Origin of the sequence: Chryseobacterium arachidis (genome assembly GCF_900129245.1) — a bacterium.
In the GTDB taxonomy this organism is placed as follows: Bacteria; Bacteroidota; Bacteroidia; order Flavobacteriales; family Weeksellaceae; genus Chryseobacterium; species Chryseobacterium arachidis.
The window spans coordinates 121,917-138,391 of sequence record NZ_FQUT01000010.1 but is presented as its reverse complement, the minus strand read 5'-3'; the positions used below and the strand labels follow the sequence as shown (position 1 = coordinate 138,391).

Annotated in this window: 11 protein-coding genes; 9 read left to right on the top strand and 2 right to left on the bottom strand. The window is 36.8% G+C overall.

Features of this window, described 5'->3' with window-relative positions; all coding sequences use genetic code 11:
• The 6 genes from BUA89_RS16530 (at window position 1) to BUA89_RS22975 (ending at window position 7,491) form a co-directional block, all read left to right on the top strand.
• Entirely contained in the window at window positions 1-1,467 is a 1,467-nt protein-coding gene (locus tag BUA89_RS16530; protein ID WP_072960736.1) for a RagB/SusD family nutrient uptake outer membrane protein, read from the top strand.
• Window positions 1,468-1,538: 71 nt separating this feature from the next.
• On the top strand, window positions 1,539-2,927 hold the full coding sequence (locus BUA89_RS16525) for a glucoamylase family protein (RefSeq protein ID WP_083531702.1): 1,389 nt from the start codon (window positions 1,539-1,541) through the stop codon (window positions 2,925-2,927).
• A 299-nt stretch (window positions 2,928-3,226) separates the two neighbouring features.
• Window positions 3,227-3,928, top strand: a complete 702-nt coding sequence (locus BUA89_RS16520; protein ID WP_072960732.1) for a carboxylesterase family protein — start codon at window positions 3,227-3,229, stop codon at window positions 3,926-3,928.
• A gap of 166 nt (window positions 3,929-4,094) precedes the next feature.
• Window positions 4,095-6,422, top strand: a complete 2,328-nt coding sequence (gene bglX, locus BUA89_RS16515) for a beta-glucosidase BglX (protein WP_072960729.1) — start codon at window positions 4,095-4,097, stop codon at window positions 6,420-6,422.
• Between the two features lie 477 nt (window positions 6,423-6,899).
• On the top strand, window positions 6,900-7,301 hold the full coding sequence (locus BUA89_RS16510; RefSeq protein WP_072960726.1) for a hypothetical protein: 402 nt from the start codon (window positions 6,900-6,902) through the stop codon (window positions 7,299-7,301).
• Window positions 7,282-7,491, top strand: coding sequence for a hypothetical protein (locus BUA89_RS22975; RefSeq protein ID WP_143152365.1), 210 nt, complete (start codon window positions 7,282-7,284; stop codon window positions 7,489-7,491). The genes BUA89_RS16510 and BUA89_RS22975 overlap by 20 nt, the downstream gene beginning before the upstream one ends.
• A gap of 49 nt (window positions 7,492-7,540) precedes the next feature.
• Here the strand turns inward: BUA89_RS22975 and BUA89_RS16505 are convergent, their stop codons facing one another.
• Window positions 7,541-8,707 (bottom strand): iron-containing alcohol dehydrogenase, encoded by a 1,167-nt coding sequence (locus BUA89_RS16505; protein WP_072960723.1) that lies wholly within the window; start codon window positions 8,705-8,707, stop codon window positions 7,541-7,543.
• A 67-nt stretch (window positions 8,708-8,774) separates the two neighbouring features.
• Window positions 8,775-9,659 carry an AraC family transcriptional regulator gene (locus BUA89_RS16500; protein WP_072960719.1) on the bottom strand — a complete coding sequence of 295 codons (885 nt, stop codon included), beginning with the start codon at window positions 9,657-9,659 and terminating at the stop codon, window positions 8,775-8,777.
• Between the two features lie 489 nt (window positions 9,660-10,148).
• Here BUA89_RS16500 and purB point away from each other — a divergent pair, with 489 nt between their 5' ends.
• From purB to BUA89_RS16485, 3 genes are read left to right on the top strand one after another with little or no spacing between them, the layout of a single operon-like run.
• Window positions 10,149-11,576: an adenylosuccinate lyase gene (purB, locus tag BUA89_RS16495; protein ID WP_072960714.1), complete on the top strand. Its 1,428-nt coding sequence runs from the start codon at window positions 10,149-10,151 to the stop codon at window positions 11,574-11,576.
• Window positions 11,577-11,635: 59 nt separating this feature from the next.
• A complete protein-coding gene (locus tag BUA89_RS16490; protein ID WP_072960711.1) occupies window positions 11,636-12,598 on the top strand; it encodes a WG repeat-containing protein in 963 nt (320 codons plus the stop codon).
• A 29-nt stretch (window positions 12,599-12,627) separates the two neighbouring features.
• On the top strand, window positions 12,628-16,323 hold the full coding sequence (locus tag BUA89_RS16485; RefSeq protein WP_072960709.1) for a phosphoribosylformylglycinamidine synthase: 3,696 nt from the start codon (window positions 12,628-12,630) through the stop codon (window positions 16,321-16,323).
• The last annotated feature ends 152 nt before the right edge of the window (window positions 16,324-16,475 follow it).

The following is a 16,475-nucleotide window of genomic DNA, read 5'->3' as shown; positions in this document are numbered from 1 at the left end:
ATGAATAAGAAATATATCATAGCAGCAGCATTTTTAATTTTAGGAGCTGTTAATCAAAGTTGTAGTAACGACTTTATTGATGTTTCACCCACAGAAAAAATTCCAGAATCTGCATTAGTTGAAATCTACAATAACAACGAAGGTGCAAATAGCTTAGTAACTTCTATCTATGCTAAATTTTTAGATTGGAATATGAGCACTTTTGCTTGGATTGGAGTAACTTCCATCGTTTCAGACGATGCAGATAAAGGTTCAAGCAGTAGCGATTCTGGTTCGGATAAAGATATTTTAGATGCACTGAATTTTACTCCGGCAACTCCTTCTTTTAAAGAATTGTTTGCGTCTAATTATCAAGGAATTAATAGATGTAATCAGGCTCTGAAATATCTCCCTCAATTAGATAAAGCTGATCCGGAATTACGTAAGCGATTAGCAGGTGAAGCTAAATTTTTAAGAGCATTTATGTATTTCACTTTAGTAAGATCATTTGGAGGTGTTCCTTTGGTAGATCATGTACCTGTTACTGGTGTCGAAGCTGATAAGTTAATGACACTTACAAGAAAAAGTAAGGCTGAAGTTTATGCTTTTATTGAGCAAGATCTTAAAGATGCAATAGCTTCTCTTCCAGATAGATCAACTTATGGAGCCACTGATAAAGGAAGAGCATCAGTTGGGGCAGCTCATGCACTTTTGGCAAAAGTTTATTTATATCAGAAAAAATGGCAATTAGCTTTAGACGAATGTAACTTGGTAACAGGCTATTCATTAACTACTAATTTCCAAGATATTTATAAAGTTTCTGGAGAAAATAATGATGAATCTATTTTCGAAATTAATGGAACAGGAGGAACCGCAGGTAGAGCAATTCAGCAATACAGTCAAGTACAAGGAGCTAGGGGTACTACTGGTTGGGGATGGGGATTTGCTACACCTACACAAGGTTTATATGATGCTTATTCTGCTACTGATACTAGAAGGGATGTTACAATTATTCACAGAGATATGACTTTATATGATGGATATTATGTAGGTCCAAATACTGAAAATAAATTCTATAATTATAAAGCATATTCTTCGAATTATAGAGACCAAGCTTCTACAGATGTAAATATCCGTTATTTAAGATATGCTGAAGTTCTTTTAATTAAAGCTGAAGCGATGAATGAATTAGGACAGACTTCTGCTGCGATCCCTTTCTTAAATCAAGTAAGGAACAGAGCAAATATCGGAAATACTCCAGTGTCTTCTCAGGCAGATGTAAGAGCAGATATTTGGAAGCAAAGAAGACTTGAACTTGCATTTGAACACGACAGATGGTTCGATTTGGTAAGAACAGGTCAGGCACAGGCGGCTATGGCTGCTGATGGAGGAAAGGTTTTCAAAGTTGGAACACATGAAGTGTTTCCTCTTCCCCAAGACTTTATTATGGAAGCTGGAGGGCTGTCGGCTCAAAACCCAGGCTACTAAATTTAATTATAAAACTTTAAAGGAGAATGAAAGTTCTCCTTTTCTTTTGTATTCTGTCTAAAAATGATATAATGAAAAGGATAATACTATCAATTGCTGCAACATCATTATTCGCAGTTTCCTGTAAAAACTCTCAAAGTGCAAGGCAAACATTTTCTAAGGCTGAAGCTGTTAAATCAAATGTTACTAACGAGCAATTAATGGACAAAGTTCAAAAAGATGCTCTTAAATACTTTTGGGATTATGCAGAACCTAATTCAATGTTGGGAAGAGAGCGTTATCACGAAGACAATATCTATCCGAATAATGACAAACATGTGATTACCACCGGAGGTTCAGGATTTGGATTGGCAACAATTTTAGTTGGGGTCGAAAGAGGTTTTGTACCAAGAAAAGAAGCAGTGAAAAGATTGACCACCATGATGGATTTCCTGGCAAAAGCCGATCGTCACAAAGGTGCTTGGTCGCACTGGATTAATGGTGAAACAGGAAAAACCGTTCCCTTTGGAAAGAAAGACAACGGTGGAGATTTGGTAGAAACCGCATTTCTGACTTCAGGAATTCTAATGGTTCGCGAATACTTCAAAAACGGAAATGCTGAAGAAAAAGCACTCGCCAAAAAATGCGACGAACTTTGGAAAGGCATTCAGTGGAACTGGTACACAAAAGGTGGTGAAAAAGTTCTGTATTGGCATTGGTCACCCGAATATCAATGGGAAATGAACTTCCCGTTGCAGGGCTACAACGAATGTTTAATTACCTACATTTTAGCCGCTTCATCACCAACCTATTCAATTGATGCAGAAACCTACTACAAAGGCTGGACAAGAAACGGAACCTATCTTTCAGATAAAGAAAAATACGGACTTCCAATGTATGTAAAACACAACGGAGCCGAAGACTACGGCGGACCGTTATTCTGGACTCAATATTCGTACATTGGTTTAGATCCAACGAATTTATCAGATAAATTAATTAAAAATTACTTCGATTTAAATAAAAATCAAGTTTTAATCGACTATAAATATTGCGTAGAAAATCCAAAAGGCTGGAAAGGGTACGGACCTAATTATTGGGGATTAACGGCAAGTTATTCAAGGAATAAAGATGGAGGTGTCGGTTACGATGCCCACTTTCCGCAAAATGATCATGGCGTGATTACTCCGACGGCGGCTTTGAGCAGTTTTCCTTACACTCCCCAAGAGTCTATGGATTTCCTGAAGTTTATTTATACTCAAAAGCCTGAATTTATCGGTTCCGCGGGACCTTATGATGCAACTTCGATTCATTATAACAATTGGACGACGCCAAGATATTTAGCCATTGACCAGGGAACAATTGCCCCGATGATTGAAAATTACCGCACCGGATTTTTATGGAAACTGTTTATGAATGCGCCTGAAATCCAGCAGGGATTAAAGAAATTGAGTTTCAAATCAGAAAAATATAACATTAAATAGTATTTTTAAGGAGCTTAATCCCGCTCTCCGCACTTGCTATTTTTTGATTTCGGTGGCTGCGGCGGCAAAGCCGCCGCAGCCACCGAAACCCAAAAAATGAGCTCAGACAATTGCTACGATCGGGGCTAAGAAAGCAGCCATCTCAATGAAATACAGTCTCAAAAAAAAATAAAGCATTTCATCTCAAAGTCCCAACGGGACGGCATTCTAAAGGATAGGATGCAAATCCTATCAAAAAAATATTAAATCTGATTAAGATTAGAAATAACATTTAAATAATCACAAATCAAAATTTAAAAATGAAACTGAAACACCTTCCACTTTTACTTCTCCCGTTATCCCTTAGCTTAAACGCTCAGGAAATTAAAGCCGAATTAAACAAAGAGATCAAAAGGCAGGAAAATATTTCCTATATTCTTGACTATCCTCAAAAAGCCAAAGGGAATGTTCCGTTGATCGTATTTCTTCACGGTTCAGGAGAAAGAGGAAACGATTTGGAAAAAGTAAAAGCGCACAGCCCGTTTACGTATAAGAATTTGATTAAAGAGCCGGTGGCCATTTTAGCACCGCAATGTCCGGAAAATGAATGGTGGGATACGGTGACAGTTTACAATTTGATCAAAGAAATTCAGAGAAAATATAAAATTGATGCTTCCAGAATTTATCTTACCGGACTATCCATGGGAGGTTGGGGTACGTTAAAATTAGCCATGGAGCATCCCGAAATGTTTGCATCAGTCGTTTCAGTTTGCGCACCGACCGACCGTGTGATGTATGCAAATATTCATCGATACAAAGATTTAAACATGAAAATCTTCCACGGCGGAATGGATGATGTCGTTTTACCTGAAAATGCATTTAATTTTTACCAAAAATTGCATCCCATTAATCCATCAGCAGAACTGACGATTTTCCCTAATGACAATCACAATTCATGGGATTCAACCTACTCAAATCCCGCTTTATACGAGTGGATGCTGAGTAAAAGAAAAGAGAAATAATTTAGCGTAATATTCTAAGCAGGAAGCCTTTGCTGAGTGAAACGCCTTTGCGAACGAAAATATGCAGGGTAATTTTAAACAAAAATCTTTGCGAACTTTGCGTTTAAAATAAATTATTATAAATTAAAACAAAACAAAAGAAAATATAATTTAAGAAGATAGATTTATGAAAAAGTTAATTGTAATCGCCACTTTAGCATTGGCACCTGTGTTCTCGGCACAGGAAATGGTCACGAAGCCCGTTCAGTCTTATCAGACAGCTCAGTACCAGTCGAAGAAAAAGGCTTTTGTTGATGCGCTTTTAGCAAAAATGACCTTAGACGAAAAAATCGGGCAGCTGAATTTACCAAGTTCAGGAGACTTTACAACAGGTTTGGCTAAAAGTTCCGACATCGGAAAAAAAGTGGAACAAGGTTTAGTCGGTGGATTATTCAATATAAAAGGAGCTGATAAAATCAAAGCCGTACAGAAAGTGGCGGTGGAAAACAGCCGTCTGAAAATTCCAATGATTTTCGGAATGGACGTAATTCACGGGTATGAAACTACTTTCCCGATTCCATTGGGATTAGCAGCTTCTTGGGACATGAACTTGGTTCAGCAGTCAGCAAGAGTGGCAGCAAAAGAAGCAGCGGCTGACGGAATCAACTGGACGTTCTCTCCAATGGTAGACATTTCCCGCGAACCGAGATGGGGAAGGGTTTCTGAAGGTTCCGGAGAAGATCCGTATTTAGGAAGTGAAATTTCTAAAAACATGGTGTACGGTTACCAAGGAAAAGACTTAGCAAACGGAACCAATATTTTGGCTTGTGTAAAGCACTTTGCATTATACGGAGCCGGAGAAGCGGGTAGAGATTACAATACCGTTGACATGAGCCACGTGAGAATGTTCAACGAATATTTTCCACCTTATAAAGCGGCGGTTGATGCAGGAGTAGCTTCGGTAATGGCTTCTTTCAACGAAGTGGACGGGGTTCCGGCAACTGGAAACAGATGGTTGCAGACTGAAGTGTTGAGAAATCAGTGGAAATTCAAAGGTTTCGTAGTGACCGATTATACAGGTATCAACGAAATGGTAGACCACGGAATGGGAGACCTTCAACAGGTATCTGCATTGGCTTTGAAAGCAGGTGTTGACATGGATATGGTGGGTGAAGGTTTTTTAACAACATTAAAAAAATCTTTATCCGAGGGGAAGGTAACTCAGGCTGAAATAGATATGGCAACGAGAAGAATTCTTGAAGCAAAATATGATTTAGGTTTGTTCGACAATCCATACAAACATGGTGATGCAAAATTAGCTGCCAAGGAAGTGTACAGTATGGAAAACCGTAATATTGCAAGAAATGTTGCGGCACAGTCGATGGTTTTGATGAAAAATGAAAACCAGGTTTTACCATTAAAAAAATCAGGAACAGTTGCGGTAATCGGGCCATTGGTTAACAATTCAATGAACATGGCAGGAACTTGGAGTGTCGCTACAAAACATGCAATTTCTGTTAATTTAATGCAGGGGCTTCAGGCGAACTATGGTAAAGATGTAAAATTCCTTTCTGCAAAAGGAGCGAATATTGATTATGATGCTAAATTAGAAGAAATTTATGCAGCTCACGGTAAGAAAACCGACAGAGATAACCGTTCAAAAGAAGCTTTATTAAAAGAAGCCGTTGATGTTGCCAATAAAGCCGATGTGATCGTTTTAGCCATCGGAGAATCTGCCGAAATGAGCGGTGAATCTTCTTCAAGAACCGAAATCACGATTCCTCAGTCACAGGTTGATTTATTAAATGAACTGAAAAAGACAGGAAAACCAATCGCAATGGTACTGTTTACAGGTCGTCCATTGGCTTTAACGAATGTAAAAGATACACCGGATGCTATTTTAAATGCTTGGTTCCCAGGTTCAGAAGCGGGAAATGCAATTGCAGACGTTCTTTTCGGAAAAGTAAATCCTTCTGGAAAACTTCCGATGACGTTCCCGAGAAGCTTAGGACAGGTTCCAATTTATTATAACGCTAAAAATACGGGTCGCCCATTAGACCAAAAATTAGTTGATAAATGCGAATACCAAAGATTCCGTTCAAACTATATGGATGAATGTAACACACCTCTGTATCCGTTCGGTTATGGCTTGAGTTATACTAAATTCAATTATTCTGATGTTACGGTTTCTAATGCCAATCCAAAAGGAAATCAAACGATTCAGGCTTCAGTAACAGTAACTAATTCTGGAAACTATGACGGAGCTGAGGTAGTTCAATTATACATTAGAGATATGGTGGGAAGCATCACAAGACCGGTAAAAGAATTGAAAGGATTCCAGAAAGTATTATTGAAAAAAGGCGAATCTAAAAAGGTTACCTTCGATATCACTCCTGAAAATCTTAAATTCTACAATGGAGATTTGAAATACGATTGGGAAGCCGGAGATTTTGATATCATGATTGGTACCAACTCTGAAGAGGTAAAACATTCAAAAATCAACTGGACGAAATAAGTTGTTCAAGCAAATTAATATAAAAGCCATTCGAAAGAGTGGCTTTTTTATGATTAATGGATGATAAGTAATTAGCAATCCGTATGTGGAGATATTTTGAATATGTTTTGAAACGTCTGTAAGTTATTGGAATATAGTAAATTGTACTTGATTGACCCTTCGAAATGATTGATTGACCCTTCGAAGTAGTTGATTGGTTCTTCGAACTCCTTGATTGGCTATTCGAAGTGGTTGAACGAGTTTTCGTAACAGTTGGCTGATTCTTCGAACTGGTTGACTGTTTCAACAAACAGCCTGAATACTTCGTCGTAATGATTAATCGGTATCTTCCATCAGTTAAAGATTGATTTTCAAGATTTTTTTTTCTGAATCAGAGGGGGATTTTAAAAATCAATGAGGTAAATAAATTGACTAAAAGCCTTCAGGAAAAGTGCCTTTTTTGTATCTTAGACAAAACCATAATTAAAAAATGATACCATGAAAAAAACAATTTTCTTCACCGCTCTCGTCTTAAGTTCCTTTACGTTTGCCCAAAAAGTTGGTGGCGACAGAGATGTTCACGGCTGCATCGGCTCTGCGGGGTATACCTATTCTCAGCTTAGAAATAATTGTATAAGAGTTTTCGAACAGAAAATCAAGTTAAATGAAGTGAGTGCCGACAAAAGTTATTCTACGGTGACGGCTGTGATTTTCAGTAAAAATATGAAAAAAGCTGAAATTTTTATCCCTGACGGAAATGCGAAAAGCATCATTCTCGACAAACAAGGGAAAGGTAATCTTTGGAAAAGCGGAAGCCATATAAAAGACAGTTACGTCTTGGTTCCCTACAAAAAAACTCGTTACCAGATCAAGAAAAACGATGTCGTTATTTATCAATAAAACGAAACAGGAAGCCACAACGACTTCCTTTTTTTATTTTAAGCTTAAATTGCGTAGCGATTTCCCGCTTTCGCTACTTGCTTTTTCAGGATTAGGTTCGGCGGCGAAGCCGCCGAACCTAATCCTGAAAAGAACTCAACATGCCGCTCAATCGGGGCTATTGACAACATCCTGTAAAAAGACGTTATAGGTTTCAAAAACCTATAACGTTTAATGTTAATAGTAGGAAATATGATATATTATCCAGTAACCAATTCTTCAACATACACAACGCCTTCATAACAAGCATTGTAAATCGCTTTCAATTCATCCAAAGTCGGTACCCTCGGGTTGAAACCAGTACATGGATCTACCAAAGCATTGTTAGCGATATAATCAAGATTCTTATCCCAATCTTCTCTGGAAATTCCGAATTCTTTGATCGCTGATGGATTGTTAACGTCAGAACGTAAAGTCTCAATAGCCTGAGCTAAATCTTCAGCCGTTTCTTTACCGATTACTCTTGCCAAATCAGGAAAACGGTCTGTCGCAAAAGCATTATAACGGATTACATTCGGAAGGAAAATCGCATTAGAAGCTCCGTGAGGAATTCCGTACAAAGCACCAACCTGGTGAGATAACGAGTGAACAATTCCCAACCAGGCATTGTTGAACGCCAAACCTGCCATAAATGATGCATCATGCATATTCTGACGCGCTGTAATATTGTTAGGGTTTTCTACCGCTTCTTTCAGATTATCAAAAACAATCTCCAAACCACCTTTTGAAAGCGCATCCGCAATATTGTTATCAATATTGGAAACATAAGCTTCCACACAGTGAGTCAAAGCGTCAAGACCTGTGTTTGAAGTTACGTGAGCCGGCATAGAAGCACAGATTTCACCATCAACAATCGCGATATCAGGAGTCAATTCGTAAGAAACAATTGGATATTTTACGCCTTTTTCTCTATCTGTGATTACAGCAAGACCTGTGGTTTCAGTTCCTGTTCCGCTGGTAGAAGGGATCGCGATGAATTTTGCCTTATTTCTTAAAACAGGTACCGTGAAAGGCTTGATCATTGCATCGAAATCTGCCTCAGGATATTCATAAAATACCCACATGATTTTTGCTGCATCAATTGCTGAACAACCTCCTAAACCAATGATCCAGTCCGGTTGGAAAGCCTGAATCATTTCAGCTCCTTTCATGCAAGTTTCAGATGACGGATCTTCTTCCACACCTTCGAAAATCTGAGTTTCGATTCCAGCTTCGGCAAGATAGGCAACGGCTTTATCCAATGTTCCGCTCTTTCTCATTGAGCTTCCTCCCGTTACGATGACCGCTTTTGATCCCTTAATATTTTTTAATTCTTCAAGAGTTCCTGCACCATGGAAAACTTCTCCTGCAATAAATAATTTGCTCATTTTTTTATTTAAATTTTAATGAGACAAAATTAGATCAACCAAAACAAGCCATGTTATACAAACAGGACTACGCGTTATACATTTGCGCCAGTTCCTGCTGAAGTTCGGTCGGCGTTTCTTTCAATTTTGCTTTTACGAATTTGTTGAGTGCAGAGGGAGAATTAAAGCCTAAATCAAAAGCGATTTCCTTGTGAGACAAATCAGAAAACATCAATTGACGTTTGATTTCCATTAAAATCCGATTATGAATCGCCTGAATGGCAGTTTCTCCACAGTGTTTTTTAGTAATTGAATTTAATTTTTTAGGCGTAATCGCTAATTCTTCGGCATAATATTGAACAGTTCGGTAGTGTTTATAATGTTCATTCAACAATTTTTTAAACCGAACATAAACAGGTTTATCAGTTGTTTCTTGATGTAAAATAGGATGCAAACCGTGAACGGATTCTATCAAACCCAAAAGAAAAATCTTAATTTGAAATCTAGCCTGTTCTTTTTTAATCAAGCTTGGCTGTTCATAAATTCCTTTAATAATCCTAATCGCATTTAAGCTTTGTTCAAAATCTTCGGAAGATAAAATCGTACAGTTGAGTTGTGTTGAAAGATTGACATTGTAAGTGCTCAACTCATTTTTCAGGATATCCGAACAGAATAATATTTCTTCAAACAGAATAATTTTACCTTTTACATCTGGGCTAACATCCGAAATAAAATGAATCTGTTCCGGAAATACGACGGAAATTTTTCCGGCTTTTAAATAATGAATTTTGTCCTCAATATGAAGCTGTAATGTTCCGTTTTCAATAACAATAATTAAGAAATGGTCTTTTTTATGGGGCTTAAAATAATCTATCAGGTTTTCTTTGTTCAAATCAAAAACCCGGAATGACAGATTTTTATCTTCAAGTTTTTGAATGTTTTTTTTGATTTCCAGTTTCTTCAGATTGCCCATTTCATTATTGTTTTAAAACGAAGCAACAAATTTATAACAAAACATTTTCAGTTCGCAAGATATATGATAATGAAATTTTTCAGGAGTAACGGATATATTGAAAAGCGAACTGTATTTTTTATTTGAAGCTTTTCCGGCTTTCCACTGTATCTTTTGGGTTACGGGCTCCGCTTCGCTTCACCCGCAACCCAAAAGGATGTCGTTTCAATCCGGGCTATTTAATACGACGTAGGAAACTGTAGCGTTAAGAAAATAAATTCTGTGAACGTTAAGAAAATTCTATTGTTCCAAGCGCGCCACAAATTTTAAACTGAAAACAATTTCTGAATTCGCGCAAGTTTAGAATTTTTAGTAAAAAGAAAGCATTTTTAGCGAAAGATTCCAATCTTGAATTTTTGGTGATTTTGTTTCAAGACAAAAGCACAGAGAGATTTTTCTCTCTCGTTTAAAAACCGTATTTTTGCATCATCTAAAAAGTAAAAGAAAAGAATGAATTCCTACAAAAATCCTTTGGAAGAACGCTATTCAAGCGAAGAAATGTTGTTTAACTTTTCTCACAACAATAAATTCCAGAACTGGAGAAAGCTTTGGATTGCCCTTGCTGAAATCGAAAAAGACCTTGGACTTGAAATTACAGACGAGCAAATCGCTGAATTGAAAGCTAATGCTGAAAACATCGATTACGAAAAAGCGGCTGAATATGAAAAAAAATTCAGACATGATGTAATGGCTCACGTTCACGCTTATGGTGATGTAGCTCCTTCAGCGAAAGGAATTATTCACTTGGGGGCAACTTCGGCGTTTGTAGGAGATAATACAGATTTAATTCAGATTCGTGACGGACTTTTAATCTTAAAGAAAAAGTTGGTGAACGTGATGAAAAATCTTTCTGATTTTGCAATTCAGTATAAAGATTTACCGACTTTAGGTTTCACACACTTCCAACCCGCTCAGTTAACGACTGTTGGAAAAAGAGCAACACTTTGGTTACAGAGTTTAGTTCTTGATATCGAAGAGCTTGATTTCTTCTTAGAAACATTAAGATTCAGAGGAGTAAAAGGAACTACGGGAACTGCTGCAAGTTTCTTGGAACTTTTCAACGGGGATTATTCTAAAGTTAAGCATTTAGATAAAGAATTGTCAAAAAGATTCGGTTTCGAAAAAGTTTTCGGAGTTTCCGGACAGACTTATGACAGAAAAATTGATGCTAAAGTAGTAGCATTATTAGGAAATATTGCACAATCTGCACATAAATTCACAAACGATTTACGTCTTCTTCAAAACCTTAAGGAAATTGAAGAACCATTCGAAAAAAACCAAATCGGTTCATCTGCAATGGCTTACAAACGTAATCCAATGAGAAGTGAAAGAATCGGAGCATTGGCAAAATATGTAATGTCTTTAACAACAAGTTCTGCGATGGTCGCTTCAACACAGTGGTTTGAAAGAACATTGGACGATTCTGCAAACAAGAGATTAACAATTCCTCAGGCGTTTTTAGCAGTTGATGCAATCCTATTAATTTGGAATAACATCATGAACGGAATCGTAGTATATCCGAACAGAATCAACAAACATATTATGGAAGAACTTCCTTTCATGGCGACAGAATACATCATTATGGAAGAGGTGAAAGCGGGTGGCGACCGTCAGGAAATCCACGAAGTGATCAGAGTTCATTCAATGGAAGCATCTAAAAAAGTGAAAGAAGAAGGTAAGGAAAACGACCTTATCGAAAGAATCTTAAACGACGATTCATTAAAACTAGATAAATCAAAATTAAAAGAAGTTCTTGATCCTAAAAACTTCATCGGTTTTGCACACATTCAGACGGAGGAATTCATAGCAAATGAAGTTCAGCCGATTATAGATGCAAACAAAGATTTGATAGGACTGGAAGCTGATCTTAAAGTATAATATAATGTATGCAGTCTTTTCGGCTGCATATTTTATTTTTAACCCAATCAAATTAATTCGTGAACAAAATACTTTTAGTCATATTATTAATGCCCATGCTTTCTTTTTCTCAGGAAAAAGAAGTTTTAAAGTATTTTAAATCAAAAGATTCGTTGATTGGTGTTAAAAATCAAAATGGGAAAATCATCGTTCCTGCACAATTCAAAATTTTTTCTTATTTGGAAGATGGAGAATTAGTAAAAGGTGAAACAATCTATTTCGATGGTTTTAAAAACGATGAAAAACCCGGAAAAAATGAATGGGGCTATGTCTACGACAAAAAAGGAAATTTTCTGTACAAACCTTTCTTTTACGACAACGGAGCAGATTATTTCTCTGAAGGAGTAAGAAGGTTTGTTAAAAACGGAAAGGTTGGTTTTGTAGACAGAAACGGAACGGTTATCATAAAACCTGAACATGATTTTGTGTCACCATTCAATTATGGCTATGCTGCTTTTTGTGACGGTTGCGACTGGGAAAAAACAGAAGACGAACACAAAGCAATGATCGGTGGAACTTGGGGTGTAATGAATTTCAAAGGAGAAATTGTAAAGCCTGTTTCAAAGTCTGAAAATACGATTGAAGTTGATGGAAAATTTTTTCTGAATCCATTCAAATACAATGAAAAAGAGAAGAATATTCTTCAGTTTTTCGAAAAGCAAAATAAAAGGCTTTCAGAATTGTATTATGTAAATCATTATACAAAATTATCTGAAAATGAAAAGAAATTATTCTTTGAAATCGTAGAAAAACCGAAAGAAAATTTTCCTTTTTATCAGGTAAATACCTACGATTACAGAAGAGTAGAAACGGGATCTTGGTTTGATTTCAAATTCCTAGTTTCAGAAAACGGCAAAAATATTTTTGCACTGGATTATGATGAAGAAAAAATTCCTTTTGAAAAATGGCTTGAAAAGCAAAAAAAAGAAGCTGAACAATTTCAGAAAGAACATCCGGATAATCCGAATAAATTAAGTAAATAAGTCTAATAATATTTAATATCTGACATCTAATGTCTAATAACAAAAGAATTTTCGTAGAAAAAAGAGGAATTTTCGATGTAGAAAGTCCAAAAATTTTTGATGAAGTAAAAGCGGTGGTTCCGTCTATCCAAAGTGTAAAAGTATATAACGTTTACGATATCTTTGGATTAAACGATGGTGAATTCGGAAAAGTGGTCAACAGCACTTTCGTAGATCCGGTTACTGATATTTTACACGAAGAAAACCCTGCAAAAGGGATCTATTTCGGAATGGAATTTTTACCGGGACAATACGATCAACGTGCAGATTCTGCGCAACAATGTATCGCTTTATTGACTGAAAATGAGAAGTCTAAAGTAAGAAGTGGAAAATTAATCGAATTTGAAGGAGTTTCTGAATCTGATTTGGTGAAAATCAAAGATCTGCTTATTAATAAAGTGGAATCTCAGGAAAAAGATTTGTCAATTTTAGACATTCCTGCGGAAGAAATGCCGTCAAAAGTTATTATTCACGAAAATTTCATCAATTTTGATGATGCTCAGCTTGAAGAGTTCTTTAATAATCACGGTTTTGCATTAGGTTTAGACGATTTGAAATTCATTCAGGAATATTTCAAATCAGAAAACAGAAATCCTACGGAAACTGAACTTAAAGTTTTAGACACATACTGGAGCGACCACTGTCGTCACACGACGTTTGAAACAGAGTTGTCAAATATTGAATTTGAAGGACAGTTTAAACATACATTGGAAACTATCTTCAATGATTATATCGAAAAAAGAAAATTCTTAGGGCGTGAATTGAAACCAATTTCCTTAATGGATTTGGCAACAGTTTGCGGAAGATATTTCCATAAAACAGGCAATTTGGAGAATCTTGTTGTTTCAGATGAAATCAACGCATGTACCATCCAAATCGAAGCTGAATACGATGGTAAAAAAGAACCTTGGTATTTATTATTCAAAAACGAAACGCACAATCACCCGACAGAAATTGAGCCTTTTGGTGGAGCTTCAACGTGTTTAGGTGGTGCAATCAGAGATCCTTTGTCTGGTCGTTCTTTCGTTTTCCAGGCGATGAGATTGACGGGTGCTGCAGATGTTTTGGAAGCAGTTGATAAAACATTACCAGGAAAATTACCTCAAAAAACAATCACAAAACAGGCGGCGAACGGATATTCTTCTTACGGTAACCAAATCGGTTTGGCAACTACAATGGTTTCTGAAATCTACGATGAAGGTTATAAGGCAAAAAGAATGGAAGTTGGTTTCGTTGCCGGAGCGGTTCCTGTGGATTGGGTAAGACGTGAAAAACCTGAAGCGGGTGATTCTATCATTATTTTAGGGGGGGCGACTGGTCGTGACGGAGTTGGTGGAGCGAGCGGAAGTTCAAAAGAACAGGACGAAACTTCTATCCACATGATGAGTTCTGAAGTTCAGAAAGGAAATGCGGTTGAAGAGCGTAAAATTCAGAGATTATTCAGAAATCCTGAAGTAACAAGATTGATTAAAAAATCGAATGATTTCGGGGCTGGAGGTGTTTCTGTAGCAATTGGTGAAATCGCTGATTCACTGGAAGTAAATCTGGATGTTTTACCTTTAAAATATGAAGGGTTGAACGGAACCGAGCTTGCTATTTCCGAATCTCAGGAAAGAATGGCCGTTGTAGTTGAACCAAAAGATAAAGAACAGTTCATCAAATTCTGTGAAGCTGAAAATATTGTTGCTGTTGAAGTTGCAAAAGTGACCGACTCAGGAAGAATGCAGATGTTCTGGAAGGGTGATAAGATTGTTGACCTTTCAAGAGCATTCCTTGATACGAACGGCTGTTCAAAAAGTCAGGAAGTTAAAATTACTCACTTGAATGAAGTAAAAGAAGAAACTCCGTCATTCAATGAGGAAAACTTTTTGAAAATTTTAGGAGATAAAAATGTTGCTTCTCAAAAAGGATTGCTGGAAATGTTTGATTCTTCTATCGGTGCGACTACGGTTGCGATGCCTTTAGGTGGAAAATACCAGCAGACTTTGATGGAAGGAAGTGTTCAGACATTGCCAATCATCGGAGCAAAAGATATTGAAACAGTTTCTTTGGCAAGTTGGGGATTCGATGCAGAAATTTCTAAGCAGAATTCTTTGTTGGGATCTTCTTACGCAGTCGTAGAAAGTGTTGCGAAAATCGTTGCGATGGGTGGCGATTACAAAAATATCAGATTCAGCTTCCAGGAATATTTTGAAAAATTGGGTCAGAATCCTGAAAAATGGGGCAAGCCTTTGGCTTCGCTTTTAGGGGCTTACGATGCTCAGATCAACTTCGGTTTGGCTGCAATCGGAGGTAAGGACTCAATGAGTGGAACGTATCAGGATCTGAATGTTCCGCCAACATTGATTTCTTTCGCTTGTGCCAACGGAGAAAAGAAAAACATTATCTCTCCTGAATTTAAGAATGCAGGAAATAAAGTATATTTCTTCAATCATATCGCTCAGGAAAACGGACTTCCGAACTATGATGCTTTAAAAGATATTTATGAATTTATTTTCGAAAATATTAAAGCTGGAAAAATCGTTTCAGTAAAAACGGTTAAAGAAGGGGGAGTTGCAGTGGCTTTAGCAAAAATGAGCTTCGGAAACAGATTAGGTGCTGAAATTACAGTTGATGAAACAGCTTTATTAACTAAAAATATAGGTAGCTTAATCATAGAATCTAAAGAAGAATTAAGCTCTATAAATCTCCAATTGATCGGAGAAGTTAAAGATTCAAATATTATTAAAATTAATGATGCTGAATTCGCGATTGAAAAATTATTAGCAGCTAATACAAATACATTCGAAAATCTTTTCCCAACGGTTGAAAAAGAAAAAATTACGGTTGCTATTGATGAGAAATTAAACTCGATCAACCCAAGAAATATCATCATTAAAAAGCACGGAATCGCTCAGCCGAAAGTATTCGCACCGGTTTTCCCGGGAACAAACTGTGAATATGATACACTGAACGCTTTCGCAAAAGAAGGAGCTGTTACAAGCAGCCTGCCTTTGATTAATATCAATCATCAATTATTGGATGAAAGTATTGATGCTTGGGTAGAAGAGATCAAAACTTCTCAGATTTTGGCTTTCTCAGGAGGTTTCTCAGCAGGTGACGAGCCGGATGGTTCTGCAAAATTCATCGTTAACGTTTTGAAAAACGAAAAAATGAGAAATGCAGTTCACGAATTACTAGATAGAGATGGGATGATCATCGGGATCTGTAACGGTTTCCAGGCATTGGTGAAATCAGGATTATTACCTTACGGAAGAATCAAAGATCTGGATGAAAATTCTCCGACTTTGGCTCACAACGCGATCAGAAGGCATATTTCTCAGATGGTAAATGTAAAAGTTGTCAATGACGAATCACCTTGGTTAAAAGGAATGAAAGATCAGGTATTTACGATTCCGATTTCTCACGGGGAAGGTCGTTTTATGGCTTCGGAAGCGGAAATTCAAAAGCTGTATGAAAACGGACAAATTGCTACCCAATATCTAGATTTAGAAGGAAACATCGCTCACGGAATGCCGTTCAATCCAAATAATTCATTGTTCGGAATTGAAGGTGTTACCAGTCCTGATGGAAAAATCTTTGGTAGAATGGGTCACCCTGAACGTTTTGCAGAAGGCTTGCTGAAAAACATTCCAACGGCGAATTACCATAATATCTTTAAAAATGGTGTGGAGTATTTTAAGTAAAAGATACTAAAATTCAATATTAAAAAGGATTCGGATATTATTATTCGAATCCTTTTTTATTATTCATTATGTTTAATAAAATAAATGTTCGAAGTATTTAATTTAGATAATGGAAAAAATATGTTTAAAAAAAGAAAAAAGAATCAAAGACA

What these genes read in the sequence shown, in the direction of transcription:
- BUA89_RS16530 (WP_072960736.1), top strand. Translation starts at nt 1, where the DNA reads ATGAATAAGAAATATATCATAGCAGCAGCATTTTTAATTTTAGGAGCT.
- BUA89_RS16510 (WP_072960726.1), top strand. Translation starts at nt 6,900, where the DNA reads ATGAAAAAAACAATTTTCTTCACCGCTCTCGTCTTAAGTTCCTTTACG.
- BUA89_RS22975 (WP_143152365.1), top strand. Translation starts at nt 7,282, where the DNA reads ATGTCGTTATTTATCAATAAAACGAAACAGGAAGCCACAACGACTTCC.
- BUA89_RS16500 (WP_072960719.1), bottom strand. Translation starts at nt 9,659, where the DNA reads ATGGGCAATCTGAAGAAACTGGAAATCAAAAAAAACATTCAAAAACTT.
- purB (WP_072960714.1), top strand. Translation starts at nt 10,149, where the DNA reads ATGAATTCCTACAAAAATCCTTTGGAAGAACGCTATTCAAGCGAAGAA.
- BUA89_RS16505 (WP_072960723.1), bottom strand. Translation starts at nt 8,707, where the DNA reads ATGAGCAAATTATTTATTGCAGGAGAAGTTTTCCATGGTGCAGGAACT.
- BUA89_RS16520 (WP_072960732.1), top strand. Translation starts at nt 3,227, where the DNA reads ATGAAACTGAAACACCTTCCACTTTTACTTCTCCCGTTATCCCTTAGC.
- BUA89_RS16525 (WP_083531702.1), top strand. Translation starts at nt 1,539, where the DNA reads ATGAAAAGGATAATACTATCAATTGCTGCAACATCATTATTCGCAGTT.
- BUA89_RS16485 (WP_072960709.1), top strand. Translation starts at nt 12,628, where the DNA reads ATGTCTAATAACAAAAGAATTTTCGTAGAAAAAAGAGGAATTTTCGAT.
- bglX (WP_072960729.1), top strand. Translation starts at nt 4,095, where the DNA reads ATGAAAAAGTTAATTGTAATCGCCACTTTAGCATTGGCACCTGTGTTC.